This window comes from Sphingobium sp. B11D3B (assembly GCF_025961735.1).
Classification (GTDB): Bacteria; Pseudomonadota; Alphaproteobacteria; order Sphingomonadales; family Sphingomonadaceae; genus Sphingobium.
This window is the reverse complement of the sequence record NZ_JAOQOF010000001.1, coordinates 3485906-3511853: the sequence shown is the minus strand read 5'-3', so window position 1 is coordinate 3511853 and position 25948 is coordinate 3485906. Positions and strand designations below refer to the sequence as shown.

The following is a 25948-nucleotide window of genomic DNA, read 5'->3' as shown; positions in this document are numbered from 1 at the left end:
TATGCGCGCTTGCCTTGCCGGCGCCAGCGCCGCCTGCCATCGCCCCTGACTGCCACGGGAGAGATTGCCTATGTATGCGTTTCTGGATTGCCCGCTTTCCTTGCTCGATCGTGGCGGCCGTCTGCTCGTCTGGGCCATGCGGCATTGGGCAAAGGCGGTCTCTTGCGGGCGCTGCCCGTGCGGCGATGTCGGCCCCGCCTTTCACAAGGCGGATCTCATGGCCGGCTTCCCGCATTTCCACATGATGATGGCGGTGCTGAACCGTCACGCGCGCGAGAAGCTGTCCTTTGCGGACGTCGATTGCCCCCGGCTCAGCGATGGCGAGGCGCTTCTGCTCAGCCTGATCCGCCTGGCGGGCGGGGCGCACGCAGATCGAACGCCCGCGACGGTCGCGCTTGTCGTGCAGCCCGAGGGCGCCCCGGCGCTACGTATGGCGCTGGATTCGCTCGGCGCGGCGCTACGGACGGTTGAACTCTGGCCCGCGCTGCCCATGTTCGATCCCGCCATTGTAAGGTTCCCCAATGAATGACATGACCCATCACGGCTTCGAGCTCGAGCCGACCGGCGCACTCAGCGTGGAATCCGTTCGCTGGGTGAAGCACTGGAACGACCATCTCTTCAGCTTCGCGATCACGCGGCCGGCGAGCTTCCGCTTCCGCTCCGGCGAGTTCGTGATGCTCGGCCTGCCGGGTGAGAATGGGCGGCCGCTGCTGCGCGCCTATTCCATCGCCAGCCCCGCTTATGCCGAGGAACTGGAATTTCTCTCGATCCGCGTCGAGGATGGCCCGCTCACCTCGCGCCTGTGCAAGATTCAGCCCGGCGACCGTCTCTATCTTGGCCGCAAGCCCACCGGCACGCTGGTGATGGACGCCCTGCGGCCCGGCAGCCGCCTGTTCCTGCTCTCCACCGGCACGGGCCTCGCGCCCTTCCTCAGCCTCGTGCGCGATCCGGATGTCTATGAGTATTTCGGCCAGGTCATGCTCGCGCACAGCGTGCGCACGGTCGCCGATCTGGCATGCCGCACCGATCTGGAAAGCCAGCTCGCCGGCGATCCGCTGGTGCAAGATCAGGCCCTGCTGCAATTCCATTATTGCCCCACGGTGACGCGCGAGCCTTTCCGCACCACGGGGCGGCTCGATGCCCTGATCGACGACGGCACGCTATTCCGCGGCCTGAGCGGCCCCGCGCGCCTGGACCCCGAAACCGACCGGGTGATGATGTGCGGATCGATGGCGATGATCCGCGACTTTTCCGCCCGCCTCGACGCGCTCGGCTTTGAGGAGGGCTCGAATGCCAAGCCGGGGGATTATGTGATCGAGCGGGCGTTCGTGGATTAGGTTTTAGGTGCAGAGGGTTAATCGCGAAGGCGCTTCACCTTCGTCATTCCCGCGAACGCGGGAATCCAGCTCGGACGTTACTTCCCGGCGCAGGCGTGGAACTGGATTTCCGCGAGCGCGGGAATAACGAAATCCTGGTCGCCCACGGCGATCAGGCGCTCCAACTGACTGCAAGCGCGCCCAGCGCCTTGAGCGCGGCTTCGTCTTGCGGCCGGACGTCTTCGGCGAAGGTCGGCGTCTCGACATAACCGATCACGATCAGCGGACTGCGTCCACCCGGCGGGACCAACACCGCCAGATCGTTTGTCTTGTTGCCAACGCCCTGGCGCATCCCGGTGCCCGTCTTGTCCATGCCCTGCCAATCGGTGGGAATGCCGGCCCTGATGCGATTGCGCCCGCTCTGGGTCTGCACCATCCACTCCCTCAGCCGGTCGCGACTGGCCGCGCTGAGCACATCGCCAAGCACGATCTTGCGCACGGTTTGCGCCATCGCCGCTGGCGTTGTGCTGTTCTGCTCGGTGCCGGGCGGGATCACATTGATCTCCGGCTCATAGCCATCCAGCCGGCTCGTGCTGTCGCCAATCTCCCGCCAGAAGCGGGTCAACGCTTCCGGGCCGCCGAGCCGGCGCATGAGGATGTTGGCGGCGGCATTGTCGCTGGTGATCTGAATCGCCTGGGCCAAGCTGAAGATCGGCAAGCGCCCTCTGGCGAGATTTTCCTCCACCACCGGCGCGTAGGCGACGAGGTCCGCCTGGCTGAAGCTCAGCTCTTCCGCCAGATCGAGGCGCCCGGCGTCGCTTTCGCGCAGGGCCATTGCCGCCAAGGACAATTTGAAGGTCGAGCAGTGACAGAAGCGCTCGTCGGTCCGCCAGCCGAAGCTGCGTCCGCTGCCGGTATCGAGCACGAGCGCGCCCAGCCTGCCGCCGATCGCGCGCTCCATCGCCTGCAGGCGGGCCACCGGGTCATTCATCCCCTCCCGCTTGTCGGCACAGCCGGCCAGCAGAACACTCGCACCCATAGCCAGGGCAAAATCGCGACGATCGATCATCCCACTTTGATAAGCGGGACGAACCGGTTTCGCCAACCCTTCCTGACTGCGCCGCGCGTTGCCTCTGCATTCTGAGCGAGAAAACGCCCCCGCGCGGCCATTGGGTGCTGCATCATCAGGCAAAACTGTGCATTAGGTTTGTCAGATGCTGACGATATTGCTGATTTCCTTCCTCGGCGCCTGCCTGATGCCGCTGCTGGCCTACGTCATTGGGCGTGGTGCGGGCATGGTGATCGCCCTCTTCCCCTTCGGCCTGCTCGCGGCGTTCGTAAACATGGCGCAGTTCGTGGAACGGGGCTGGGTCAAGGGGGAAGCGGCGGAATGGGCACCCTGGCTCGGCCTTGATTTCACGCTGCGGCTCGATGGCTTTTCCTTCCTGCTCTGCCTACTCATCACCGGGCTGGGCGGCTTGGTGACGATTTATGCCGGCGGCTATCTCACCAACAAGTCGCCGGCCGAACGCGCCCGTTTCTTCTGCTACATCCTGCTCTTCCTCAGCGCCATGCTGGGGGCGGTATTGGCGGAGAACCTGCTTGTCTTCCTCGTCTTCTGGGAAGCGACCAGCATTCTCTCCTTCCTCCTCATTGGCTTTGAGGGACGCAGTGCCCGCGCCCGCCGGGCGGCGCTGATGTCGCTGCAGGTGACGGCGTTCGGCGGCCTCGCCTTGCTGATGGCGGTCGCGATGATCGGCCATGTGCTCGGCACCTATTCCATGGCGCAGGCGGTGGCGCGGGCCGGCGAACTGCATGACAGCCCATGGGGCACGGCCATCGTCATTTGCATTCTGATTGCGGGCTTCACCAAGTCCGCGCAATTCCCATTCCACTTCTGGCTGCCCAACGCGATGCAGGCGCCGACGCCCGCCTCGGCTTATCTGCACTCGGCGACGATGGTGAAGCTCGGCATCTATCTGCTTGCACGGTTCGAGCCGGTGATCGGGGCGGAAAGCTGGGGCCGGGGCGTGCTGATCACCGTGGCCTGCGTCACCATGCTCGTCGCCGCGCTGCAGGCCCTGCGCGCGGAGAATTTCAAGTCCGCGCTGGCTTATTCCACCATCGCCTCGCTCGGCATTCTCGTGCTGCTCGTCGGGCTGGACGGGCCGGCGGCGTCGGTGGCGATGATCGGCTTCCTGTTCGCCCACGCGCTCTACAAGGCGGCGTTGTTTTTCTGCGCGGGATCGGTGCTGCACGCGACGGGCCTCTACAGCTTGCGCGCCATGGGCGGGCTTGCCCGGCATCTGCCGCTGACGGCGCTGGCCTGCCTTGGCGCCAGTCTCTCCATGGCCGGCATCCCGCCGTTCATCGGCTTCATCTCCAAGGAATTCCTGTTCCAGGCGCAGTTGGAGAGCAGTTGGGAAGTCATCCCGCTGGCCATCGCCGTGATGGTCAACGCCGTCATGGTCGGCGTGGCCGGGGTGGTGACGCTGCGTCCGTTCTTCATGGGCCGCGGCAAGGTGAACAAGGTGCAGCATGGCGAGACCTTCTCGCTCGTGATGCCCCCGCTGCTTCTCTCTGCCGCCGGCCTGTTCATGAGCCTCGCGCCGGACTGGATCACGCGCGTCGCCATCCGCCCGGCGGTCGCCTCGGTCTACGGCCGCGCCGTGGAGGTGGACCTGACCGTGTGGCACGGCCTCACGCCGATGCTGCTGCTGAGCTTTGTCGTGGTCTCCATCGGCGCGCTGATCGTGGCCTTCTGGCGCAAGATCCACATCTGGCTGCGGCAGACCAAGCAGTTCAACACCTATGAGATCGAGCCGCTGTGGGAAATCAGCCTGCGCAATCTGATCCTCTCCTCCCGCAAGCTGACGGACGCGCTCCAGCATGGCGACCTGCGCCGCTATCTGCTGGCGGTGGTCGGCGGCGCCGGCTTGCTGATCGCGTGGTCGGTGGCGAAGGCCGGTGTCGCGCCTGACATTCCGTTCCCCGGCGATATTCGTCCCGGCGAGGCGCTGGTCGCGCTCATCGGGCTCGGCGGGGCCATCGCCGCCGCCCGCGCCAATACACTGCTGAGCGGCATGATCGCCACCGGCCTTGCCGGCTTTGCCGCCGCGATCACCTTCCTGATGAACGGCGCGCCCGATCTGGCGCTCACCCAGTTCACCGTGGAAGCGCTGCTCGTCGTGCTGCTCTCCGCGCTCCTGCTGGCGGTACCGCTCGCCAGCCCGGCGACGCGCACCCGCGCGATGCGCAAGCGCGACGCCCTGCTTGCGATCAGCATCAGCGCGCTGCTGTTCCTGGCAGTGATGGACATGGCCGCGCGCGAGCATGTGTCCGCCGCCAGCCGCTTCTTCGGCCAGATGAGCCTCGTGGCGGCGCATGGCCATAATGTGGTCAACGTCATCCTGGTGGATTTCCGCGCCATCGATACGCTGGGTGAAACCATCGTGATTGCCATTGCCGCCGTCATGGCACGCTCGCTGCTGCGCAGCCGGGGCAGCGAAGGGCCGGTGCCCGGTCCCGAGCCGGTCCACTTCTCCCTGCAGGTCGCCGGGCGCTGGATCAGCCTGCTGCTGCTGCTCGCCTCGCTGGTCATTCTGTTCCGCGGTCACAACCAGCCGGGCGGCGGGTTCGTCGGCGGGCTGGTCGCAGCTCTCAGCTTTGCGCTGCTGGCACTGGCTTATGGCGTCAATCACGCCCAGCGCGTGCTGCGCCTGCGCACCCTGACGCTGGTGGGCCTTGGCATGCTATGCGTGCTGCTCGCTGGCCTGCCCGGCCTGATAACCGGCGAGCCGTTCCTCACCCATCTCTGGTGGGAGCCGGGTGGCCTCATTCCGGCCCTCTCGACCACGTTGATCTTCGATCTGGGCGTGTACCTGGTAGTGCTCGGCGCCGTGCTGGCCTTCCACTTCGGCCTCCAGCGGGAGGCGACGCGATGACCCTGCTCTATGGCGCCGTCGGCGCGGGCATCATCGCCTGCGCGCTCTACATGATCCTCTCGCGCAATCTGGTGAAGATGCTGCTCGGCTTTTCGATGCTGGCGACGGGGGTCAACATCCTGATCTTCCTGGCCGGGCGCATCCAGAGTCGGCAGCCGCCGATTGTGGGCGAAGGCCAGCGCGCGCTGGGCGAGTCTGCCGATCCGATCACGCAGGCGTTGATCCTCACCGCGATCGTCATCGGCTTCGCGCTCACGGTGATGCTCGCCGTGCTGGTGCTGCGCGCCTGGCGTCACAGCCACAGCATCGATGCGCGCAACGTCGATTCCGCCGAAGCGCTGGGCACGCCGCAGGAGCGGGAGCTGACCGATGACTGATGCGCTGCTGCTGCCCGCGCCCGTCATCCTGCCCTTCATCGGCGCGGCACTGGTGCTCATCCTGCGCGCGCGCATCGCGCTCACCCGCGCCATCGGCCTGATCACGAACGGCCTTCTGCTGGTCGTCTCGCTGCTGCTCTTCGTGCAGGCCAATGGCGGCAATCTCGTGCCGCTCACCGTGTTCGGCGGCTGGCCGCACGGCATCTCGATCAGTTTCTCGGCGACGATGCCGGGGCTGGTGCTGGTGGTCGTCACGGCACTCATCGCCTTTGCCGCAGCGATCTACGCGCTGGTCGACGTCGGCCCGCGCCGCCGCCGCGCCGGCTATGATGCGCTGATGCTGGCGATGACCGGCGCGGTGAACGGCGCGTTCCTGACCCGCGATCTGTTCAACCTCTACGTCTGGTTCGAACTGGCGCTGATCGCCGCGCTGGGCCTGCTGACGCTGGATCGCCGCCCGGCGCAGATCGATGGCGCCATCCGTTATGCCAGCTTCTCCATGCTGGCGGCGACCTTCATCCTGCTCGGCGTCGGCATGATCTACGGGATCACCGGCACGCTGGATGTTGGCGCAGCAGCCACTGCGCTCGCCAGCCGCCCGCCCAGCTTCGCCTCCGCGACCGCGACCGCGCTGTTGATGGCCGGTTTCGCGCTCAAGGCCGGGTTGTTTCCCTTCCACCTCTGGCTGCCGGCCTCCTATCATACCGGGCCGATCACCGCCGTCGCCGTGTTCGCCGGCCTGCTGACCAAGATGGGCTTCTATGCGCTGCTGCTGGTGTTCGCGGGTGTGTTTGGCGTGGGCGCGGGCGGCATCGGCGCCGCGCAGATGGTGCCGGTGTTCGGCTGGATCGCGGCTGCGACCATCCTCATCTGCTGCGCGGGCGCGCTGGCACACACAGACATGCGCCGCATCCTCGCCTACCATATCGTCGCGCAGGTGGGCTACATGACCATCGGATTGGCGATCGCCACGCGCGAGGGGATTGCCGGCGCGGTGTTCTACATGGTCCACTCGATCATCGTGCAGGCCAATCTGTTCCTTGGTGCCGGCCTGATCCGCCGGGCCAGCGGAAGCTGGGATCTCACGCGGGCAGGCGGCATGGCGCGGACGAACCCGCTCTTTTCGCTGGTGCTCGCCGTGCCGGTGCTGTCGCTGGCGGGCATCCCGCCCCTCTCCGGCTTCTGGGCCAAGTTCATCGTCATTCGCGAAAGCTTTGATGCAGGCATGGCCTGGCTGGGCATTATCGCGCTGATCGGCGGGCTGATGACCATCGTCTCCATGTCCATCTTCTGGTCCGATGCCTGCTGGAAGGAACCGCGCGGCAAGCCGGTGCGCAAGGTGCCGCTGGCGGGGTTGATCGCCATGGCGATCCTCTCCGGCGCGACCATCGCCATCGGCCTACTGCCACAAAGCCTGTGGACGCTCTCACTCCTCTCCAGCCGCGCGCTGGCCGCTGTCAGCGGAGGCGGCTTATGAGGCCCGCCCGCCGCCTGCGCGCCGGTCTGACGCTGGTCGCGATGTTCCTGTGGGATCTCCTCGTCGCCTCGCTCGCGGTCGCGAGGATTGTCCTGTCCCCGCGCATCCGCACCGCCCCAGCGATCATCCGTGTGGAGACGGACTTGCAGCGGCCTTGGGCCGTTGCCCTCTTCGCCTATTTCATGTCGCTCACGCCCGGATCGACCTGCCTGCATGTCTCCGAGGACCAGCACAGCCTCTACGTCCATGTGCTCAACACCGCCGATGCCGCGACGACCATCGCGCGATTCAAGCGGATCTACGAGCGCTGGATCATGGAGTTGGAGCGATGATCGATATGGCGACGCTCACCACTGTTCTCGCCGTGCCGCTGGCGCTGGCCTTCCTGCTCGCCGGCTGGCGCATGGTATCCGGACCGAGCTTTGCCGACCGGTTCGTCGCGCTCGACATGCTGACCGCCATCGCCGTCGGGTTCGCGGCACTGACCACGCTGGCGACCGGGCGCGGCGCCTTTCTGGACATTGCGCTCGGCATCTCCCTGATCAACTTCGTCGCCACGGCAGCCTTCGCCGTGTTCCTGGAACGCAAGCGGAGGCGGCAATGATGATCCTCGCCATGGCCCTGCTGATTGCAGGTACCGCCTTTCTGCTCATCGCCGCCATTGGCATCGTGCGACTGCGCGATCCCCTGCAGAGGATGCACAGCGCCACCAAGGCTGGCACACTGGGGGCAACGCTGATGCTGCTCGGCGTCGTGCTGGCGGCCGACATCGCGGAGCTGAACTGGACCAGCGGGCTGACGATCCTGTTCCTGCTCATTACCCTCCCGATCGGCGCGCAGTTGCTCGGCCGCGCTGCCTATGTTTCCGGTACGCGGCTGGAAGGGCTGGCGCATGATCCGCTCAGCGACGAGCTGAAGCGCCATCCCGGCAAGCGTGATGAGCTGACGCGGGACAGCTAGGCCTCAGCGTCCCCGAGGACGGACGAAAACCCCAAGTTCGCTCGTCCGGATATGTTGCCTATTTGCAACAATCCGGCCTCACTAGTGATGCATTGCAACCACGAGATGGTTGACCCCGTTAACCGGGCTCCATAAGCGGCCCGTCCGCCTCGTGCAGAAGGCGAGATTAAAACAAGGAAAATACAATGAAACTTGCTGTTCTGGCTTCCGCAGCCGCCGTGATCGTTGCCACCCCTGCCGCTGCGCAGGAAGGCCCCACCTTCTCCGGCCTGAGCCTCGCGGTCCTCGGCGGCTATGACTCGGTGCGGCTGAGCGACGGCGTCGACAATGGAAGCAGCGATGATTTCGCTTATGGCGTGAGCCTCAGCTACAATGCCGATCTCGGTTCCGCCGTGGTTGGCGTCGAAGCGGAAGTCGCTGACTCCGAGGTCAAGGAATCGGTCACGGACCAGTTCGTGACGGGCGATGAGCTGTCGCTGTCGGCCGCGCGCGATCTGTACGTCGGCGTCCGCGCTGGCGCCAAGCTCGCCCCCAACGCGCTGATCTACGCGAAGGCCGGCTACACCAACGCCCGCCTCAAGGTGAGCTACACCGACGGCGTCGACTCCATCAGCGACGGCGACAACCTCGACGGCTATCGTCTCGGTGCCGGCGTTGAGTACAGCTTCGGCCGCTTCGGCATCCGTGGCGAGTACCGCTTCTCCGACTATGGCAAGCTGAAGTTCGACGATGTCGACACCGGCATCAGCATGCAGCGTCATCAGGTCATGGTCGGCCTCGTCGGCAAGTTCTGATCCAGCGTTTTCGCTAAACGGGAAGGGCTGGCCTTGCGCCGGCCCTTCTTTTCTGTGCGCGACATAGCCAAGCCAGGCGCGCCGGTTCCGAACTAGGCGGCGACGGCGCTCACCAATAAAGCCTTGCCGGCGAGCATGACGCCCTGTCCGGGCACATGATGCGGCACAAAGGCGGCCGCAAGGCGGGCCTGCGCCTCCGGCATCCGGTCAGGCGCGACCTGATTGCCGATGTGCATGGCCGACAGCACGAAGGTCGCGGCATCCTGCGCGCTCGCGCCGGGTCCGCCGACCGGCAGATCGCGCAGGCACGGCGCCACGTCCATGTTTGCGAACCCTGCGTGCGCCAGCACCTCTTCCAGCCATGCCGTATCGGCAAAGGCGAACGGGCCGGGCGCTCTGGGGTCCGGCCGTCCATCCGGCGCCGGCAGCAGATCCTTCAGCGCCTGCTGCATCAGCTGCATCCAGGGATTTTCCGGTGGCGCCGCCCAGACCGCGAGATCGATACGGCTGCCGTCGCGGACCTGCCTGCGCAGATTGCGAAACGCCGCCTTGGGCTCGGCAAAGAACATCGACCCGAAGCGCGAAAACAGCCGGTCGAATGGCGCGCCGTTGATCGGCGCGGCACCGGCGTCGGCACAGACGAAGCTGACATTCTGCAGGCCACTGAGCGTTGCACGCGCGCCGCAGGACAGGATGAGGTCGGACGAGATGTCGACGCCGGTGACATGCCCCTCCGGCGCCACTGCCCGGGCAATCGCAAGGCTGGTGCCACCACCGCCGCAGCCGACATCGATCACGCGCTCGCCCGGCTGGAAGTCCGCCCGAGCCAGCGCCACCACGCCGATCGGGTCAATCATCCCCTCGAGCCGATCCAGATTGGCGAGCCAGTTGCGCCCCATGTCGCCTGCCCAGCCTTCAGCAGTTTTGCTGATCCCCACCCCGCTGTTATCGGCACCCATGCCTTTGTCTCCCGACCCATGATGCGGCCCCTGCCGTCATGACTGTCCGGCAGGCCGCTTGCTCAATAGATGACAATGTCCCGTCCCTCTGTCGAGCGGTGATGCGCGCGACATCAAATGCTTTGCGCTTGCATGTTTCCACGCAGCGCAAGCTCCAGCATCCGCGCCGCCAGTTCGCGCTCGCCCATCACGACGTCACCGATCCCCAGCTTGATCAGATGATCCACCTCGCCGTCCGAATGGGCCCGCGCGACAATGCCGATCCCGGGGCGCAGCGCGCGCGCCTTCTGGGCGATGGCCCCGGCGTCGAACCCCTCGGGAATCGCAATGAGCAGGCTGGTCGCGCGGTCGATGCCGGCCGCCTCCAGCACCCGCCGGTCCAGCGCGTTGCCGGTCACGGCCTCATGACCGTCGCGCCGCGCGGCATCGGTCAGTTCGGCATTGCTCTCAATGACCACCAGCGGCTTGTTCCGCTCGCGCAGGGCCTTGGCGATCAGCCGGCCGACGCGGCCATAACCGACCAGCACGACATGCACGAGCGTGGCGGACGGAGCTGCCACCGGCGGCGCATCGACCTTGGCCGCCTCTCTCGCGCGATGGGCGATGTAGGAAAACAGGAAGGGGTGCAGGAAGATCGAGATGATCGCGCCAGCGAGGATCAGGTCGCGCGCTTCGGACGGAAGGACGCCGAGACCAAAGCCCAGCGTGACGAGAATGAACGAGAATTCGCCGATCTGCGCGAGGCTGGCTGCAACCGTCATCGCCGTCTCGCGCGGATAGCCGGATACCCGGACGATGGCATAGGCAGCGAGCGATTTTCCGACCGTGATGATCGTCACTGTCGCGAGCAGCGGCAAGGGCTGGCGAAGGATCACCATCGGATCGAACAGCATGCCGACCGAGACGAAGAACAGCACCGCGAATGCATCGCGCAACGGCAGCGTCTCCTCCGCCGCGCGCCGGCTGAGCGGGGTTTCGCCCAGGATCATGCCCGCAAAGAAGGCGCCGAGCGCGAACGACACATCGAAGATGAAGGCCGATCCAGCGGCCACGCCCAGCGCAATGGCCAGCACCGCAAGGCGGAACAGCTCGCGCGAGCCGGTGTGCACCACCCAGTGCAGCGCCCATGGAATGATCCGCCGCCCGACCAGCAGCATCAGCGCGACAAAGCCGCTCACCTTGAGGATCGTGACGAGAACTGGCCAACCGATCGCCGAGAGACCCTCGCTCTGCGGATCGAGCGCGATGCCGGCCAGCACCGGCAGCAGCACCAGCGCCAGGACCATAACCAGATCCTCAACGATCAGCCAGCCCACGGCGATGCGTCCGCGCTCCGTCTCCACCAGATCGCGCACCTGCAAGGCCCGCAGCAGCACAACGGTACTGGCGACCGACAGAGCAAGGCCGAAGATGAAGCCGGAGAGCAGGCCCCAACCCATCAGCCAGGCCAGCGCCATGCCGAGCACGGTGGCCGTGGCGATCTGCACCACCGCCCCTGGCACGGCGATGCGCCGCACCGCCATCAGATCCTTCACCGAAAAATGAAGCCCGACGCCGAACATCAGGAGGATGACGCCGATTTCCGCAAGTTCATTGGCGAGGTTGGGATCGGCGACGAAGCCCGGCGTGAACGGTCCCACCATCACACCGGCGACGAGATAGCCGGCAATGGGCGAGACCCGCAGCCGCATCGCCAGCGCGCCCATGAAAAAGGCAGCGACGAGGCCGGCGACGACCGTGGCGATGAGCGGCGTGTAATGCGGCATCCTGTATGGCAGCTCCTGTTGATGCGAGATCGTATCGCGCGGGCTGCGAGACCTGCGGCCGCCCCCGACCGGGGGTTTTGCGCGGCACCGCAACCATCGCTTTGTCGCGTGGAGTGTAATGGCTTGACGACCATGCGCAACGATGGTCATTGCCTTCAAGTACTTAGGCTGGCCGTCCTGGCTGTAACGAGACCGCGGACCATCCGCGTTGCTGGCCGTTGCGCCGAGCGCCGCTTTCCGCTAAGGGCCGCGAGAAATTCCGGCCGGATGACCCGTGTCGGCCGTCCACAAGCCCAGAGAGATTATCATGAGCCCCCGTCCCAACGCTCTGCGGAACGTTGCCATCATCGCGCACGTCGATCATGGCAAGACCACCCTCGTCGACCAGCTTTTCCGCCAGTCCGGCACTTTTCGAGACAATCAGCGCGTCGATGAGCGGGCGATGGACTCCAACGATCTGGAGAAGGAGCGCGGGATCACGATTCTCGCCAAGCCCACCTCCATCGAGTGGGAAGGCACGCGCATCAACATCGTCGACACGCCCGGCCACGCCGACTTCGGCGGCGAGGTGGAGCGCATCCTCTCGATGGTCGATGGCGTGGTGCTGCTGGTGGACAGCTCCGAAGGCGCGATGCCGCAGACCAAGTTCGTGACCGGCAAGGCGCTGGCCCTCGGCCTGCGTCCGATCGTCGTCGTCAACAAGGTCGACCGGCCCGATCAGCGCATCCAGGAAGTGCTGGACGAGGTGTTCGACCTGTTCGTGAGCCTCGACGCGACCGACGAGCAGCTCGACTTCCCCGTGCTCTATGCCTCCGGCCGCAACGGCTATGCCAGCACCGACCCGACCAAGCGCGAAGGCACGCTGACGCCGCTGTTCGAGACGATCGTGAACCATGTGCCGCCGCCGGCGCTGGACATCGACGCGCCGTTCACCTTCCTGGTAACGCTGCTGGACCGCGACAACTTCCTCGGCCGTATCCTCACGGGCCGCGTGACCTCCGGCACCGTGAAGATCAATCAGCCCATCCATGCGCTGGACATGGACGGCAAGGTCATCGAGACCGGCCGCGCCTCCAAGATCATGACGTTCCAGGGCCTCGACCGCGTGCCGGTCGATGAAGCGCGCGCCGGCGACATCATCAGCCTTGCCGGCCTGACCGTCGCCACCGTGGCCAACACCATTGCCGACACCTCGGTCTCCGAGCCGATCAAGGCACAGCCCATCGATCCGCCGACGCTTTCCATGCGCTTTGCGGTGAACGATTCGCCGATGGCGGGCCGTGAAGGCGACAAGGTGACCAGCCGCATGATCCGCGACCGCCTGTTCCGCGAAGCCGAGAGCAATGTCGCGATCAAGGTCACCGAGAGCGCGGACAAGGACAGCTTCGAGGTCGCCGGTCGCGGCGAGCTTCAGCTCGGCGTGCTCATCGAGACGATGCGCCGTGAAGGCTTCGAGCTCGGCATTTCGCGCCCGCGCGTGCTGTTCGGCGAGGATGAAAACGGCAACCGCACCGAACCTTATGAGACGGTCGTCATCGACGTGGACGATGAATTCTCGGGCACGGTGGTCGACAAGATGAACCAGCGCAAGGCTGAGATGACCGACATGCGGCCTTCGGGTGGCGGCAAGACCCGCATCACCTTCTCGGCACCCTCGCGCGGCCTCATCGGCTATCATGGCGAGTTCCTCTCCGATACGCGCGGAACCGGCATCATGAACCGGCTGTTCGAGAAATACGGTCCCCACAAGGGCAAGATCGAAGGGCGCAAGAACGGCGTGCTGATCTCCAACGGCGCCGGCGAGGCCAATGCCTATGCGCTCGGGCCCCTTGAGGAGCGCGGTGTGTTGATGGTCGGCGTGGGCGAAGCGCTCTACGAAGGCATGATCATCGGCGAGAACGCCAAGCCGGAAGACCTTGAGGTCAACCCGATGAAGTCTAAGGCGCTCACCAACTTCCGCGCCAGCGGCAAGGACGACGCCGTCCGCCTGACGCCGCCGTGGAAGCTGACGCTGGAGCAGGCCATCGCCTATATCGACGATGACGAACTGGTCGAGGTGACGCCCAAGACCATCCGCCTGCGCAAGCGCTACCTCGACCCCAACGAGCGCAAACGCGCCTCGCGGTCCAAGGCAGCTTGAGCCAAGGGGCGCTTGTCCAACCGGACGAGCGCCCTTTTTTTTGGGGGAAGAGGCGGCGTGCGCCGAACGACCTCATTCCAGTCACGCTCAAAGGCGTTGTGCGCGCGAGGGACAAGCTCCAAACCCTCTCCCCTTGAGGGAGAGGGATGCGCAGACTTGGCAGCCTGCTGCCTTAGTCGAAGCTGGGAGAGAGGTAAGCGACCCAAAGGATCGCGCCGATCAGAGATCCGCCACCCCTCATCCAACTCCGCCTAACCGCCAGATGGCGACAAGGCTCCTTATCCTTCTTCCTCAAGGGGAGAAGGTTGAATTTGACCCCCGCCACTTCGTCCCCGCAACCTAGCGCGCAGGCGTGGGCGTTGCTGTCCCAGCCGTCCGCATCGCGGCGACCACCCGGTCCGCCCCGGCATGGGCCTCCGCCTCGACACCCTGATATTCCCGCGTGTAGCGCTGGGCGAAACCTTGGACGCCCCATTGGCGATACTGGTGCACATGGTGCAGCTCGTGCGCCCACAGGCCGACATCCGAGGCGGCATCCTCGGCGGAGCGGAACAGCACCACATCGTCCAGCGTGATCGCCGCGGCATTGCTGCGGTTGAAGGTATTGGTCTGCAGGCTGAACTCGTGACCCTGGCCGACGCGATAGCGCACGCGGTCGAGCAGGGCGTCCGGCATATGGCCGCGCAGCCGCGCGCGAATGGCGGGCGGGATCGGCTCGACGCCGGCGGCCACCGCATCGTTGCGCGAGGCGGTGATCCAGCTCGCCAGCGCCTGCGCCGCGAACAATTGCCCCGCGCCCTGCAGATCGGTCAGCAAGCGCCGGCCGGCCTCGTCAAATGCCGGGACGACCTGGCGGGCGGCGTCCTGAGCCCGCGCGGGAACGGTGAAACCGGAAGCGGGAATCAGAAGCCCCACCGCAGCAAGCGGCACGACCAGCAAGGAGGGAAAGGAGAAACGGGGCATAGAGCAGACCTCTAGGTCGTCGCGGCTGAACCCGCTTTTAACGCCTTACGCGTCCCACGCCCTTCGCGACCATCCTTCCACATATCACCGCATCCAGGGCACGCCCCATGGGCAGATGAACGGCCTGTTTCGCGAGCGTTCAGGCCGGTGTGACACAAGGGAGGCATCGGACGAGCGAAGGCCGCGCGCAACGCCGAAATTGGACATAGGAGAATGACATGCCTCTTACCCCCCGCCTCGCTTCGGTAGCCTTCGCCGTTGCGGCCACATTTGGCCTCATGCCGCTCGCTGCGGCACCGGCTCAGGCCCAGAGCAGCCTGTCGATCAGCTATCGGGATTATGATCGTGGCGCCTATCGTGATGGCTACCGCGACGTCCGCCGCGACCGCCATTATCGCGAACGGTCTTATCACAGCGACCGCCGGGACTGGCGCCGTCACGACCGTGGCTATCGCTATAACGACCGTCGCCGCTGCTGGACCGAAACCCGCTGGGACCGCTGGCGCGGCGAGCGGTATCGCGTGCGCATCTGCCGCTGATCATGCCACCCGCACGACCGGGCCGGACAATCTCCGGCCCGGCCGCTCTCGCGGACTGCCCCATGCGCGCTCCTGAGAAGCGTTGACTGGCCGAAAGCTCTTCGGCAAGGACGAGCCATGGTTGATACTCCCGCATCCGACACGCCCGCCGCACCGCAGAGCGAGACGCCGCCCGACCGCCTTTCCACCAATCCGCGCAGCCCGCATTTCGACGTGGATACGCTGCAGCGGGGCATCGGCATCCGCTTCAAGGACCGGGTACGCACCGATGTGGAAGAATATTGCATCTCCGAAGGCTGGATCCGCGTCGCCGCCGGCAAGACCCGCGACCGCCATGGCCAGCCGCTGACCATCAAGCTCTCCGGCCCGGTCGAGGCCTGGTTCGAAGACGCCAAGCAGGACTGAGCCCTGATGGCCCGCGACAGGCGCGCGGGCCAAACCATCTGCGTTGATGGCCTCGCCGATAGTGGCGGATGATCGCCATCCGATCGAAAGAATTGCCTTCCCGCCCGCCTCGTTTATGGTAGCGTTATCAAAACGCGAAGTTGAACGCGACTGGGGAGGATTAGATGGCGGCTATGTCCTGTCATATGCATGCAAGGGGCGTGTCGGCGTCTCGCCGTGAGTTGTTGGCTTCGGTCGCCTCGGCCACTCTGGTGACGCTGGGGAGCGGAGTTACCGCGCGTGCGACCTTGCCGTCAGCTCAGCCCAGGGGCGCGCTCAGCGTGGCGCCGCGTCTCCAGCCCTTCGACATGGCAGATGTGACGCTGCTGGAAAGTCCGTTTCTCGCCGCGCAACGGGGCACGGAAGCCTATCTGCTTTCGCTCGAGCCGGACCGGATGCTGGCCAATTTCCGCACAAATGCCGGGCTCGCTCCCAAGGCACCGGTCTATGGCGGTTGGGAATTCGAGGCGACCTGGGCTGACATCCACTGCCACGGCCACACGCTCGGCCATTATCTCTCCGCCTGCGCACTGATGTTCCGGTCCACCGGCGATGGGCGATTCAAGCAGCGCATCGATTATATCGCCGACGAGTTGGATGCCTGCCAGCGCGCATCCGGCGTGGGGCTGGTCTGCGCCTTTCCTGAAGGCGCCGCGCTCGTCGCCGCGCATATCCGGGGCGAGCCGATCACCGGCGTCCCCTGGTACACGCTGCACAAGATTTTCGCCGGACTGCGCGATGCCTGGCAGCTTGCCGGCAGTGTCACCGCCCGCCTTGTGCTGCTGCGCATGGCTGATTGGGCGGTGGTTGCCACCCGGCCGCTCGACACCGCCGCCTTCGAGGCGATGCTTGCCACCGAGCATGGTGGCATGAACGAAGTGCTCGCCGATCTCTATGTGCTGACTGGCAAGGCCGATTATCGCACGCTCGCCGAGCGCTTCTCCCAGAAGGCGGTGATGGAGCCGGCCGCCAAGGGGCGGGACCTGCTGAATGGCATGCACGCCAACTCACAGGTGCCCAAGTTCGTCGGCTTCCAGCGCGTCTATGAGGTGAATGGCGAGAAGGCCTATGGCGATGCCGCGGCCTTCTTCTGGCGCACGGTCGCCCGCACCCGCTCCTATGCGACGGGCGGCCATGGCGATGCCGAGTTCTTCTATCCGCCCGCAGACTTCGCCGCGCATGTCTTCTCGGCCAAGGGCTCTGAAACCTGCGGCCAACATAATATGCTCAAGCTCACCCGCGCGCTGTTCCTGCACGATCCGCAGGTGGAGCTGGCCGACTTTTACGAGCGCGCGCTCTATAATGGCATTCTGGCGTCGCAGGACCCGGAGACCGGCCTCGTCACCTATTTTCAGGGCGCGCGGCCGGGCTACATGAAGCTCTATTGCACCCAGATCGATTCCTTCTGGTGCTGCACCGGATCCGGCATGGAGAACCATGCGAAGTATCGGGATTCGATCTATTTTCATGATGCCGAGGCGCTGGTCGTCAACCTGTTCATCCCCTCATCGGTGCGCTGGCGGGAGAAGGGCGCGGTACTGACCCAGACCACGCGCTTCCCCGAGGAGCCCTCCACCACCCTGCGCTGGTCGCTGGCCCGCCCCACCGGCGCGATCCTGCGCCTGCGCCACCCGCGCTGGAGCCGGACAGCGCGCGTCAGCCTGAATGGCGCGCCGCTGGCGCAATCGACGAAGCCGGGCAGCTATCTGGAGCTGGACCGCAACTGGCGGGATGGCGACATACTGACGCTCCAACTGGACATGCAGGTCCGCGCCGAGGAATCGCTCGCGGCGCCGGGGATCGTCGCGTTCACTTATGGACCGGTGGTGCTCGCTGGCGCACTCGGGACGGAGGGGCTGGCACCGGGATCGGATGTGGTCGTCAACGAGCGCCTTTATGGCCAGTATAACGATACGCCCTTCTCCCCGCCGCAACTGGTGGGCGATGCCGAGACGATTGCGGGGCAGCTCCGCCCCGGTACCGCCCCGCTGGAATTCAGCATCGCCGACCGGGAGGGCCGCCCCGTGCGGCTGATCCCTTATTATCAGATCCGCCACGAGCGCTACGCAACCTATTGGCCGCTGCAGCCTGCCAGCGGTTGAGGGTTAGGCCCCTCACTGGTCCGCCCGCTCTTTCGATACGGCTTAGCGGTCCCATACCGCCATCTCGTCTTGCGAATGCTTCTCAATATATGCAATGGAGGCGCTCGAACATGATTCGCGCAGGCTGATCGCTGCGCGTCGCCAATCATCGTCGGGGGGCATGTGGACGGACAGCGGGTGGACAGGCAGCGGGCGGATGAGCCGGTAGCGTCGGCAGGCGGCGCGGCAGCCATCGCGCGCGGGGCGTCCGTGTCGGCATCTCCCTCCAGCGCCGCTCGGCCCACGCAAAAGGCCCCGGGCAAGCGCAAGGCGCGCGCCTTCTGGCTCAAGCAATTGCACAGCTGGCACTGGATCAGCGCGGCGATCTCGCTGATCGGCATGATGTTGTTCGCGATCACCGGCATCACGCTCAACCACGCCGATTCCATCGGTGCCGCGCCGAAGGTCGAGGAGCGAACCGCGACCCTGCCGTCCGCCCTGCTCGCCCAGATCGAGGCGGCGCCTGCTTCAGCCGATGCGCCGCTGCCCGCCCCGGTCGCCGCGCATCTGCGTCAGGCAGTCTCGCTCGACGCAACCGGGCGCGCGGCGGAATGGTCGGACGAGGAGGTCTATGTCGCCCTGCCCGGCCCAGGCAGCGATGCGTGGATCACCATCGATCGCGCGACCGGCGCCGTGACGGCCGAGCGCACCGATCGCGGCTGGATTTCCTACTTCAACGATCTGCACAAGGGCCGCAACACCGGCGGCACGTGGAGCTGGTTCATCGACATCTTCGCTGTCGCCTGCATCGTCTTCACCCTCACCGGCCTGCTGCTGCTCCAGCTTCACGCCCGGCATCGCCCCTCCACCTGGCCGCTGGTCGGGCTGGGGCTGCTCATCCCGCTCGTCATCGCCCTGCTGTTCATTCACTGAGGACCCGCTCTCCCATGAAGAAGACTTCCCTCGTCCTTGCCGGTCTCGTCGCCACGCCTGCCACGGCCGGCACGATCAGCGTGACCATTCCCCGCCTCAATGTCGCCGAATATCACCGCCCCTATGTCGCGGCATGGGTCGAGCCGACCGGCGGCGGCGCGGCGCAGACCATCTTCGTCTGGTATGACGTCAAGCTGCAGGGCCGCGAGCCTGGCACGAAGTGGCTCTCCGATCTGCGCACATGGTGGCGCAAGGGCGGCCGCAGCCTCAAGCTGCCCGCCGATGGCGTGAGCAGCGCCACCCGCGCACCGGGCACCCACAAGATCACCCTGCCCGCCACGCTCAAGCCGGGCCAGTACACGCTCTATGTGGAAGCCGCGCGCGAGACCGGCGGGCGCGAGATCGTCTCCATTCCGCTGCAGGTGCCCGCCAAGGGCGGCTCCGCCACCGGCAAGTCCGAACTGGGCGCCATCACCATTTCCGCTCGCTGAGCTTTCCAAGACCCGAAAGGCCACGACCCCATGCGCATCAAGACCGCTCTGCTTGCCGCCGCCGCGCTGATCGCCGCCACGGCGATGCCCGCCAATGCTCACCGCCAGTGGCTGCTCCCCTCCGGCACCATCTTCTCGGGCGAAGACCCGTGGGTGACGGTGGACGCGGCCAGCTCCAATGACCTCTTCTACGCCGATCACAACGCCATGCGGCTCGAAGCCGTCAAGGCCTGGCGGCCGGACGGCAGCGAAGCGCAGATCAAGAACGCCGCGACCGGTCGCTATCGCTCCGTCTTCGATGTGCAGCTCGATCAGCCGGGCACCTGGCGGATCGGCAGCACGCAATCGGGCGTGATGGGCACGTTCAAGGTCGATGGCGTGGAGTGGCGGCTGGGTGGACGGCGCGGACCGCCGCCGGCACCGGGCGCAGCATCCGGTGCAGCCCAGGCGCCCGGCAATCAGGTGAGCAGCGTCGCGGACATTCCGGCCAATGCGACCGACCTCAAGCTGACCGAAACCAGCGGCCGCAACGAGTTCTTCGCCACCAAGGGCGAGCCGAGCGCCATCAAGCCGCTGGGCAAGGGGCTGGAAATGATGCCGATCACCCATCCCGCCGAGCTGGTGCAGGATGAGCCGGCCAAGCTGCGCTTCCTGGTCGATGGTCAACCGGCGGCCGGCCTCAAGGTCACGCTGGTGCCGGGCGGCAAGCGCTATCGGGACAATGAGGGCGTGTTCGAGGTGACCACTGATGCCGACGGCGTGGCAACGGTGAACTGGCCGATGGCAGGCATGATCTGGCTGAATGCCGCGCTGAGCGACGACAAGCCGGCCACCCCGCGCGCGACGGCGCGGCGGATGAGCTACACCGCGACGCTGGAAGTGATGGCCCCCTGACCATGCTCGGCGCCGTCCCGCGCATCGTCGTGCCCCCGATCCAGTCCGGCGCCCTCGCCGGGATCGATCCGGGCGCGCCGGTGCGGGAGATTGGCGGTGAAACCATGGGCACCATCTGGCGGGTCCGCTTCTGCGCCCCGCCGGACGGTGATGCCGAAGGGCTCAAGCAGGATGTGCAGGCACGGCTCGATGCCATCGTGGCGGATATGAGCCATTGGGCGCCGGATTCCGCCCTCAGCCGCTTCGGCGCGGCGCCGGGTGGGCAGTGGACCACCTTGTCCGCCGACTTTGCCGCCGTGATGGAGACCGGCCTCGCTCTTGCCGAGCGCACCGACGGCGCGTTCGATCCGGCCATCGGGCGATTGACGGACCTCTACGGGCTTGGTCCCAACCCCGCGCAAAGCGACCCGACCGACGAGGCGATTGCGCAGGCGCTGACGCAATCGGGCTGGCGACACCTCGCTTTCGAGGCGGGGACGCGGCGGCTGCGCCAGCCGGGCAGCCTGTGGCTGGACCTCTCCGGAATCGCCAAGGGCTATGCCGTCGATGCGGTGGCCGACCTGCTGGCCGGTCATGGCGTGGTGCATTGCCTCGTTGAAGTGGGCGGCGAACTGGTGGGTCGCGGGATGCGTCCGGATGGCGACCCGTGGTGGGTCGACCTTGAAATTCCGCCGTCCATGCGCGCCCGCCCGATCCGCATCGCCCTGCATCAACTGGCCGTGGCGACATCCGGCAATTATGTGCGCGGCGCCCACACGCTCGATCCGCGCACCGGGCGGCAGGTGGAGAACGGCCTTGCCTCGGTCAGCGTCCTCCACGCCCGCGCCATGGATGCCGACGCCTGGGCCAGCGCGCTCACCGTGCTCGGACTGCACGCCGGCGCCGCACTGGCGATCCGCGAGGGGCTGGCCGTCCACATGCTCGCCCAGGACGGCGCGACGACCCGCGAGTGGATCAGCCCTGCGCTGGCGGAGATGCTGGGCGATTGAGCCCCGCCAGTTACTTCGCCTTCATTTCCCCATTTCATTCGGGTCAAATTTCAGCATCGCCGCACTTTTGAGAGCCGGGTCCCAATGTTCGGCGATCAGGCCGTTTTCGATCCGGTACACATCGAACCAGCTGGTGGCATAGGGCTTGCCCGCCTCGTCCTTCATCGGGCGCTCGCTCATCACCAGCACATAATCGCCCTCCGCCACGATCCTGATGATCGGCAGCGTGATGATCGGCGAAATCGGGCGGGCGGGGCGCGAGCCGCGCAGGAAGACCGCCAGCGCATCCCGGCCCGAGGCGACATTGGGATTATGCTGGATATATTCCGGCGTGAAGAAGCGCTCGACCAGATCGGCATGGCCGCCCTGCACGATATGGCGATACATGTCGTAAACGAGCTTCTTGTTGGCGGCGAGCTTTGGGTCCGGGCTGGCGAGCATCGCCTGCTGCGCCTCGGCCGAGGCCGCGACCTGCGCATGCCCCAAGCTGGTGACCATGGTCATGGCAATTAACAGCGCCGCGATGGCCGGAATACGCGCAAAAATCCTCATGCTCTCTCCCCTCTCGGTTCCGCCCGTCCATCAGTGCCAGCGGCTCTGGCCTTTGTGCCGCAAAAGTCTCATGCTGGCGAGCCTGAGGGAGAGACCGCATGGACGACCGCAACAATCGCCGGGCCGTAGACCTGCTCAACAGCTTCCCGTTGCTGCTCATTCCGGTGCTGATCTACAATCTGGTCGCGCTGTTCGCCGGCGCGCCGCAGCCGGATCAGACCGAGCCGGCGCTGGCCGCCGTGATGCGGGGCGAGGCTTTCACGCTGCCCATGCTCTCGGGCGTGATGCTGATGCTGAACTGGGGTGACATGCTGTTGCTGCTCACCATCGTCTTCCTGCTGGTCGAGGTGGTGCGATCGACGCGGCGCGGGGCATCCTCCATCGCCAATCTGCTGCTCACCATGGCGGTGTTCCTTTTATGCGCGATCGAGTTCTTGCTCCTCCCGCGCTTTGTCAGCGCCACCTTCTTCCTGCTCACGATGATCGTTCTGTTGCACGGCCTGACCGGCCTGTCGCTCTGGCTGGCGGACCGGCGCCACGGCGCAGCCGCCCCGCCCGCTTAGCGCAAGGCCAGTTCCGCAGGCTTCGGCGCCGGTCCAGCCGCCGCCGCGTCGGCCGTCGCTCCGCCGCGCAGCAGCGTCCCGCAAGCCGGCGCCTGCGCTTCGTCCGGGTCGACAAAGCCGAAGATAGCCCGCACATCCGGCAGCATCATGGACAAGCCGAACAGGCGCTGGGGCCGGAACAGATCGACCGGCTCGCGCAGCACGGTCGGCGCGGCCAGCGTGCCGCCGATCAGGATCGGCGAGGGACGACCGAACCATTCGCGGCTCTTGCCCTGCGCCTGCAAGCGCAGATCGAGCCGCTCGCCGCGCAGATCGAACTCGCCGCGCCCGGTGACGACATGACCATCGGTATCGATCAGGATCGGGTCGGCCGTCGCCAGCCCGTCGCGCACCGAAAAGGCGATCAGCCCGCAATTGAGGTGGGTCGCGTTATTCGCAGCCTCGCCATCGCCGCCGATCCCAAGGCGCTGGCCGAGGCGCCAGAATATCCCTCCCGTCGAATCCACGCCGTTGCCGCTGCGCGTGCCGAACATCGCAGCACGCAGATTGGTCATATCCAGCTCCGATTCGCTCGCCCGTGCCATGCCCACGCGCCCGGCGGGCAGCACCAGGGCGATGCGGCCATCGGCATGACCGAGCGTCTCGCGCAGGGTCTCGCCGCGCCCGGTCAACTGGATGCGCCCGCGAGCCAGCGCCGTCGTCTCGCGCGGGGCGAGGCCCCAGCCGGCCAGCAGCGGCCCCATCGGCGTCGGCGAGAGGCGGATATCGTAGCGGGCAAGCGCCGGGCCTTGCCGCGCATCGATGTAGATATCCGATGAGACGAAGCCGCCCGCCAGATCGACACTGGCCGGCGACAGCATGAACCGCCCATCGATCAGCGCGAGCCGCATGGCGAGATGCGCGGGCTTGAGCACGGAGCCCGCGTCCCCGACGCCCTCGATCTGCTCGGCCTTATAGTCAACCACAGCATCAAAACTGCGCAACGCTTCGGGAGACAGGGTGGCATCCGGCAGCAATGAAGCGACGGGTTGAGGGCCTTCGCCATCGGATGGGGACGTCGCACTGCGCAGCCCCAGCACAGCCATGCCGTCCGCCAGATGCAGGGCCTCGGACGCCAGAGACGCGACGACGCGCGGACGGGCGCCGCGTTGATCGAGCGTCAGGCTGCCGCTGAGATCGGTCTCGCCAAGCTGCCCGGCAATGCGGCTGAAATGCCAGCCGCCACGCCGTTGCGCGAGCCGAGCCGTCAGCGAAAAGGAGGGCGCGGCTGGGAGATCGATGCGGGCCAGTGCCGCCAGTGCCGCAAGGTCGGGGCCGCGCGCTGCTACGCGCAGGTCCGCCCCGGCCAGCCGGAACGGGCTGTCGCTTTCCCCTTCCAGCCGCAGGTCCAGTGTCTCCGCGCCCGCACGCACAGCAAATCGAAATGGTTGCCCTTCGGCCGAGTTGCTGGAGCCACTCATGCGGAAGGCATCACCGGCAAGACTGGCCCGCCCGGTGAAACGCACCGCGCCCGGACCGCTTCCGACCAGCTTGAGCCAGCTTTCGATTCCGTCGCGCTCGTCCCGGTAACGCAGCACGACATCGTCCGCATCCACCCGCTGCACGCCAGCGACGGCAAACAGACCGTCCTTGCCGGCGAGTTTCCAGTTGGCCGCGCCGGTGCTCGCCTGCCGCTCCAGATCGAGCGTGCCGCCGCGCAAGCCGAGCGCACGCGGGCCAGAGCGCCCGATCAGCAGATCGAATGTGGAGAAGCGCGCCGTCAGAGCGCGGACATTGAGCAGATCGGGCGCCTGCGCCCAGGCGGCATTGGCGATGCGCACATCGTCCGCAGCCAGTTGCAGGGAGAAAGGCGTCACCAGCAGGCGGACATCGCCCTCAATCGCGACGGCACGGCCCAGTGCGGCGCTCGCCCGGCGCTCGATCGGTTCGCGCAGCAGCGAGGTGCCAAGACCGGCGGCCAGCCCCGCCCAGCCGAGCAGCGGCACAGCCAGCGCCGTCCAGAGCAGCGGACGGCGACGGCGGGCGGCCCGAGGCGTGGCAGGGTGAGGATCGCCAGAGGGCGGCAGGTGCGGGGGTACGGTCACGGCGCGCCTGTACTGGCACGCCGGATCGTCAGCGCTGCCGCCGCCCCACGCTCATCCCCGGAGTTCATGCCGCCGCACTAGCGCCGGCAAGCTGAACCGCCGCTGAGCGCTGGCGCGACTTACTTCTCGAAGGCCGCGCTGATCGTCAGCTTGACTTCGTCGGAGACGATGGGGATCGCATAGGTCATGCCGAAGTCCGACCGCTTGATCGCCGCCGTCGCCTCGAAGCCGAGCGTCGCCTTGCCGTTATAGGGATGCTTGCCGGCCCCGGTGAACTCCGCTTCAAGCACCACCGGCTTGGTCAAGCCGTTGAGCGTCAAGTCGCCGGTGATCTTCGCGGCCGTGGCGCTCGTCGCGACAACGCTGGTGGAGACGAAGCGGGCCGGCGCCGGATCGGGGCCGAAAAAGTCGGGCTTGCCGCCATCCTTGCCGGCGCGCAGCAAATGGCCGTTGAGGCCGGCACTGGCCGTCACCACGCGCGCGACCGGAATGGACACATCCACCTTCGCGGCTGAGAGCTTGGCCGGATCGATCTCCAGCGTGCCGGTGATGTCCCCGAAAATGCCGAAATAGTCGTTGAAGCCGAAACGGTTGGCGCGCCAGCCGACGAGCGTATGGCCCGCATCGGCCTTGTAGGTGCCGGCCGCGACCCGGCTGACATCCTTCTGCCCGGGCAGTTGCGCCTCATTCTGCGCGGCCAGCGGCGCCACCACGAGAATGGCCGGCAGGGCCACCAATGCGGTCGCCAGAGCGATCTTCGTTCTTTTCATCATTCCACGGTCCTCCAACCAGTCAAGAAAAGGCGTGCGGATATCGGGCGCTCAGAGCGGCGAATCCGGATTGAACAAGGTCCGCCACATATGGGCGCTCGGGCTGCTATCGAATCCGAGGCCCTCCGCGGGCTGACGGAAATGGCGGCCGATCACATCCTCGAACGGGTCCAGAGAGACCTGCGCATTGGGATCGAAGGCGTAGAGATCGTTCACGGTCACGAGGCGGGCCGCCATGTACCAGCGGTGCTTGCGGACCATCGCGAACTCCCGCTGCACATGCGGCGGCGGGACATAATCCTCGCCGAACATCTCACGGTAGATGTCGGGATAGGTGTAGCCCGTCTCCGCGTCCGGGAAGAAGCGCAGCGCGGCATGGTGCCGGATGGCGAAGGCGACTTTCTCCGAGACATAGGGCTCGAAGAGCTGGGCGCTCCAGAAGCCATGATTCGCGCGCATCATCGCCATCGACAGATCATGGACGAGGCAGGCGAAGACGATATCCTCATCCATGTTGCGCTTGCGCGCCTGCGTGGAGCTCTGCAGGCAGTGGTTAGACGTGCTCTGAAAGCGCAGGCGGATGAAATCGGCGAGTTTGGGCTTTTCCGGCATAGGCGCCAGCACGTCGACCGTCCCCTGCTCGGCGATGAAGACATTGCCGACACCCCGCCGGTAGTGGCGCGTGGGGATCTGCGCATCGACCTGCGCGACGGTGGGGAAGGAGCGATCGGCAGGGCCAAGATTATCCGCCAGCGCATGTTCCAGCGCATCGGCCTTGGCCTCCGCGCTCATCGCCGCGACAGCGGCCGCGCCGCCGAGTGAGGCGATGAACGCGCGCCGCCCGATTCCGCCGACAATATCCTCCGCTGCTCCCGATTGCATGTGATCCCTCCCCGTCTGCCCCGAGACTTT

General features: G+C 66.4%; 26 protein-coding genes. 18 read left to right on the top strand and 8 right to left on the bottom strand.

The features are described 5' to 3' along the window. Positions 1–70: 70 nt before the first annotated feature. Entirely contained in the window at positions 71–529 is a 459-nt protein-coding gene (locus M2333_RS16245) for a hypothetical protein (RefSeq protein WP_264612445.1), read from the top strand. After that, on the top strand, positions 522–1337 hold the full coding sequence (locus tag M2333_RS16240) for a ferredoxin--NADP reductase (RefSeq protein WP_181560632.1): 816 nt from the start codon (positions 522–524) through the stop codon (positions 1335–1337). The genes M2333_RS16245 and M2333_RS16240 overlap by 8 nt, the downstream gene beginning before the upstream one ends. Before the next feature lie 151 nt (positions 1338–1488). Here M2333_RS16240 and bla read toward each other — a convergent pair whose 3' ends face one another. Then, positions 1489–2355 (bottom strand): class A beta-lactamase, encoded by an 867-nt coding sequence (gene bla / locus M2333_RS16235; protein WP_264612444.1) that lies wholly within the window; start codon positions 2353–2355, stop codon positions 1489–1491. A gap of 175 nt (positions 2356–2530) precedes the next feature. Here bla and mbhE point away from each other — a divergent pair, with 175 nt between their 5' ends. The 7 genes from mbhE to M2333_RS16200 all read left to right on the top strand — a co-directional run bounded on the left by mbhE (position 2531) and on the right by M2333_RS16200 (position 8868). Then, the gene (gene mbhE / locus M2333_RS16230; protein ID WP_264612443.1) at positions 2531–5260 is read left to right on the top strand and encodes a hydrogen gas-evolving membrane-bound hydrogenase subunit E; all 2730 of its coding nucleotides are present in this window, start codon (positions 2531–2533) and stop codon (positions 5258–5260) included. Continuing rightward, entirely contained in the window at positions 5257–5637 is a 381-nt protein-coding gene (locus tag M2333_RS16225; protein ID WP_264571306.1) for a sodium:proton antiporter, read from the top strand. The genes mbhE and M2333_RS16225 overlap by 4 nt, the downstream gene beginning before the upstream one ends. Then, positions 5630–7114, top strand: coding sequence for a complex I subunit 5 family protein (locus tag M2333_RS16220; RefSeq protein ID WP_264612442.1), 1485 nt, complete (start codon positions 5630–5632; stop codon positions 7112–7114). The genes M2333_RS16225 and M2333_RS16220 overlap by 8 nt, the downstream gene beginning before the upstream one ends. Further along, on the top strand, positions 7111–7446 hold the full coding sequence (locus tag M2333_RS16215; RefSeq protein ID WP_264612441.1) for a Na+/H+ antiporter subunit E: 336 nt from the start codon (positions 7111–7113) through the stop codon (positions 7444–7446). The genes M2333_RS16220 and M2333_RS16215 overlap by 4 nt, the downstream gene beginning before the upstream one ends. Next, complete coding sequence (locus M2333_RS16210; protein ID WP_264612440.1) at positions 7443–7718, top strand: monovalent cation/H+ antiporter complex subunit F; 276 nt, start codon at positions 7443–7445, stop codon at positions 7716–7718. Before M2333_RS16215 ends, M2333_RS16210 begins: the two co-directional genes overlap by 4 nt. Beyond that, positions 7715–8074, top strand: a complete 360-nt coding sequence (mnhG, locus tag M2333_RS16205; RefSeq protein WP_264612439.1) for a monovalent cation/H(+) antiporter subunit G — start codon at positions 7715–7717, stop codon at positions 8072–8074. Before M2333_RS16210 ends, mnhG begins: the two co-directional genes overlap by 4 nt. 185 nt (positions 8075–8259) lie before the next feature. Further along, on the top strand, positions 8260–8868 hold the full coding sequence (locus M2333_RS16200; protein ID WP_264612438.1) for an outer membrane protein: 609 nt from the start codon (positions 8260–8262) through the stop codon (positions 8866–8868). Between the two features lie 92 nt (positions 8869–8960). Here M2333_RS16200 and M2333_RS16195 read toward each other — a convergent pair whose 3' ends face one another. Continuing rightward, positions 8961–9827 carry a class I SAM-dependent methyltransferase gene (locus M2333_RS16195; protein WP_264612437.1) on the bottom strand — a complete coding sequence of 289 codons (867 nt, stop codon included), beginning with the start codon at positions 9825–9827 and terminating at the stop codon, positions 8961–8963. A gap of 113 nt (positions 9828–9940) precedes the next feature. Further along, positions 9941–11593, bottom strand: a complete 1653-nt coding sequence (gene ybaL, locus M2333_RS16190; protein ID WP_264612436.1) for a YbaL family putative K(+) efflux transporter — start codon at positions 11591–11593, stop codon at positions 9941–9943. Between the two features lie 307 nt (positions 11594–11900). Between ybaL and typA the strand changes: the two genes are divergently transcribed. Continuing rightward, on the top strand, positions 11901–13733 hold the full coding sequence (typA, locus tag M2333_RS16185; protein WP_181560642.1) for a translational GTPase TypA: 1833 nt from the start codon (positions 11901–11903) through the stop codon (positions 13731–13733). Positions 13734–14072: 339 nt separating this feature from the next. On the opposite strand, the gene M2333_RS16180 is transcribed toward typA, so the two are convergent. Beyond that, a complete protein-coding gene (locus M2333_RS16180) occupies positions 14073–14696 on the bottom strand; it encodes a DUF4157 domain-containing protein (protein WP_264612435.1) in 624 nt (207 codons plus the stop codon). 218 nt (positions 14697–14914) lie between these two features. Here M2333_RS16180 and M2333_RS16175 point away from each other — a divergent pair, with 218 nt between their 5' ends. From M2333_RS16175 to M2333_RS16145, 7 genes are all read left to right on the top strand, one after another. Beyond that, positions 14915–15235 carry a hypothetical protein gene (locus M2333_RS16175; protein ID WP_264612434.1) on the top strand — a complete coding sequence of 107 codons (321 nt, stop codon included), beginning with the start codon at positions 14915–14917 and terminating at the stop codon, positions 15233–15235. 117 nt (positions 15236–15352) lie between these two features. Next, positions 15353–15640 (top strand): DUF3297 family protein, encoded by a 288-nt coding sequence (locus tag M2333_RS16170; protein WP_264612433.1) that lies wholly within the window; start codon positions 15353–15355, stop codon positions 15638–15640. 320 nt (positions 15641–15960) lie between these two features. Next, positions 15961–17781 carry a glycoside hydrolase family 127 protein gene (locus M2333_RS16165; RefSeq protein WP_319801316.1) on the top strand — a complete coding sequence of 607 codons (1821 nt, stop codon included), beginning with the start codon at positions 15961–15963 and terminating at the stop codon, positions 17779–17781. A 249-nt stretch (positions 17782–18030) separates the two neighbouring features. After that, entirely contained in the window at positions 18031–18693 is a 663-nt protein-coding gene (locus tag M2333_RS16160) for a PepSY-associated TM helix domain-containing protein (RefSeq protein ID WP_181561520.1), read from the top strand. Between the two features lie 14 nt (positions 18694–18707). Then, the gene (locus M2333_RS16155; RefSeq protein WP_264612432.1) at positions 18708–19184 is read left to right on the top strand and encodes a DUF2271 domain-containing protein; all 477 of its coding nucleotides are present in this window, start codon (positions 18708–18710) and stop codon (positions 19182–19184) included. Positions 19185–19214: 30 nt separating this feature from the next. Then, a complete protein-coding gene (locus M2333_RS16150) occupies positions 19215–20078 on the top strand; it encodes a DUF4198 domain-containing protein (RefSeq protein WP_264612431.1) in 864 nt (287 codons plus the stop codon). A 2-nt stretch (positions 20079–20080) separates the two neighbouring features. Further along, the gene (locus M2333_RS16145; protein ID WP_319801315.1) at positions 20081–21067 is read left to right on the top strand and encodes an FAD:protein FMN transferase; all 987 of its coding nucleotides are present in this window, start codon (positions 20081–20083) and stop codon (positions 21065–21067) included. Between the two features lie 21 nt (positions 21068–21088). On the opposite strand, the gene M2333_RS16140 is transcribed toward M2333_RS16145, so the two are convergent. Further along, entirely contained in the window at positions 21089–21619 is a 531-nt protein-coding gene (locus M2333_RS16140; protein WP_264612430.1) for a nuclear transport factor 2 family protein, read from the bottom strand. A gap of 98 nt (positions 21620–21717) precedes the next feature. Between M2333_RS16140 and M2333_RS16135 the strand changes: the two genes are divergently transcribed. Continuing rightward, positions 21718–22182, top strand: a complete 465-nt coding sequence (locus M2333_RS16135; RefSeq protein ID WP_264612429.1) for a hypothetical protein — start codon at positions 21718–21720, stop codon at positions 22180–22182. On the opposite strand, the gene M2333_RS16130 is transcribed toward M2333_RS16135, so the two are convergent. The 3 genes from M2333_RS16130 to M2333_RS16120 form a co-directional block, all read right to left on the bottom strand. Continuing rightward, entirely contained in the window at positions 22179–24266 is a 2088-nt protein-coding gene (locus tag M2333_RS16130; RefSeq protein ID WP_264612428.1) for an AsmA family protein, read from the bottom strand. The two genes, M2333_RS16135 and M2333_RS16130, sit on opposite strands and share 4 nt — an antisense overlap. Positions 24267–24385: 119 nt before the next feature. Then, positions 24386–25039 (bottom strand): YceI family protein, encoded by a 654-nt coding sequence (locus M2333_RS16125; RefSeq protein ID WP_264612427.1) that lies wholly within the window; start codon positions 25037–25039, stop codon positions 24386–24388. A 48-nt stretch (positions 25040–25087) separates the two neighbouring features. Beyond that, positions 25088–25918 carry a hypothetical protein gene (locus tag M2333_RS16120; protein ID WP_264612426.1) on the bottom strand — a complete coding sequence of 277 codons (831 nt, stop codon included), beginning with the start codon at positions 25916–25918 and terminating at the stop codon, positions 25088–25090. Positions 25919–25948: the final 30 nt, after the last annotated feature.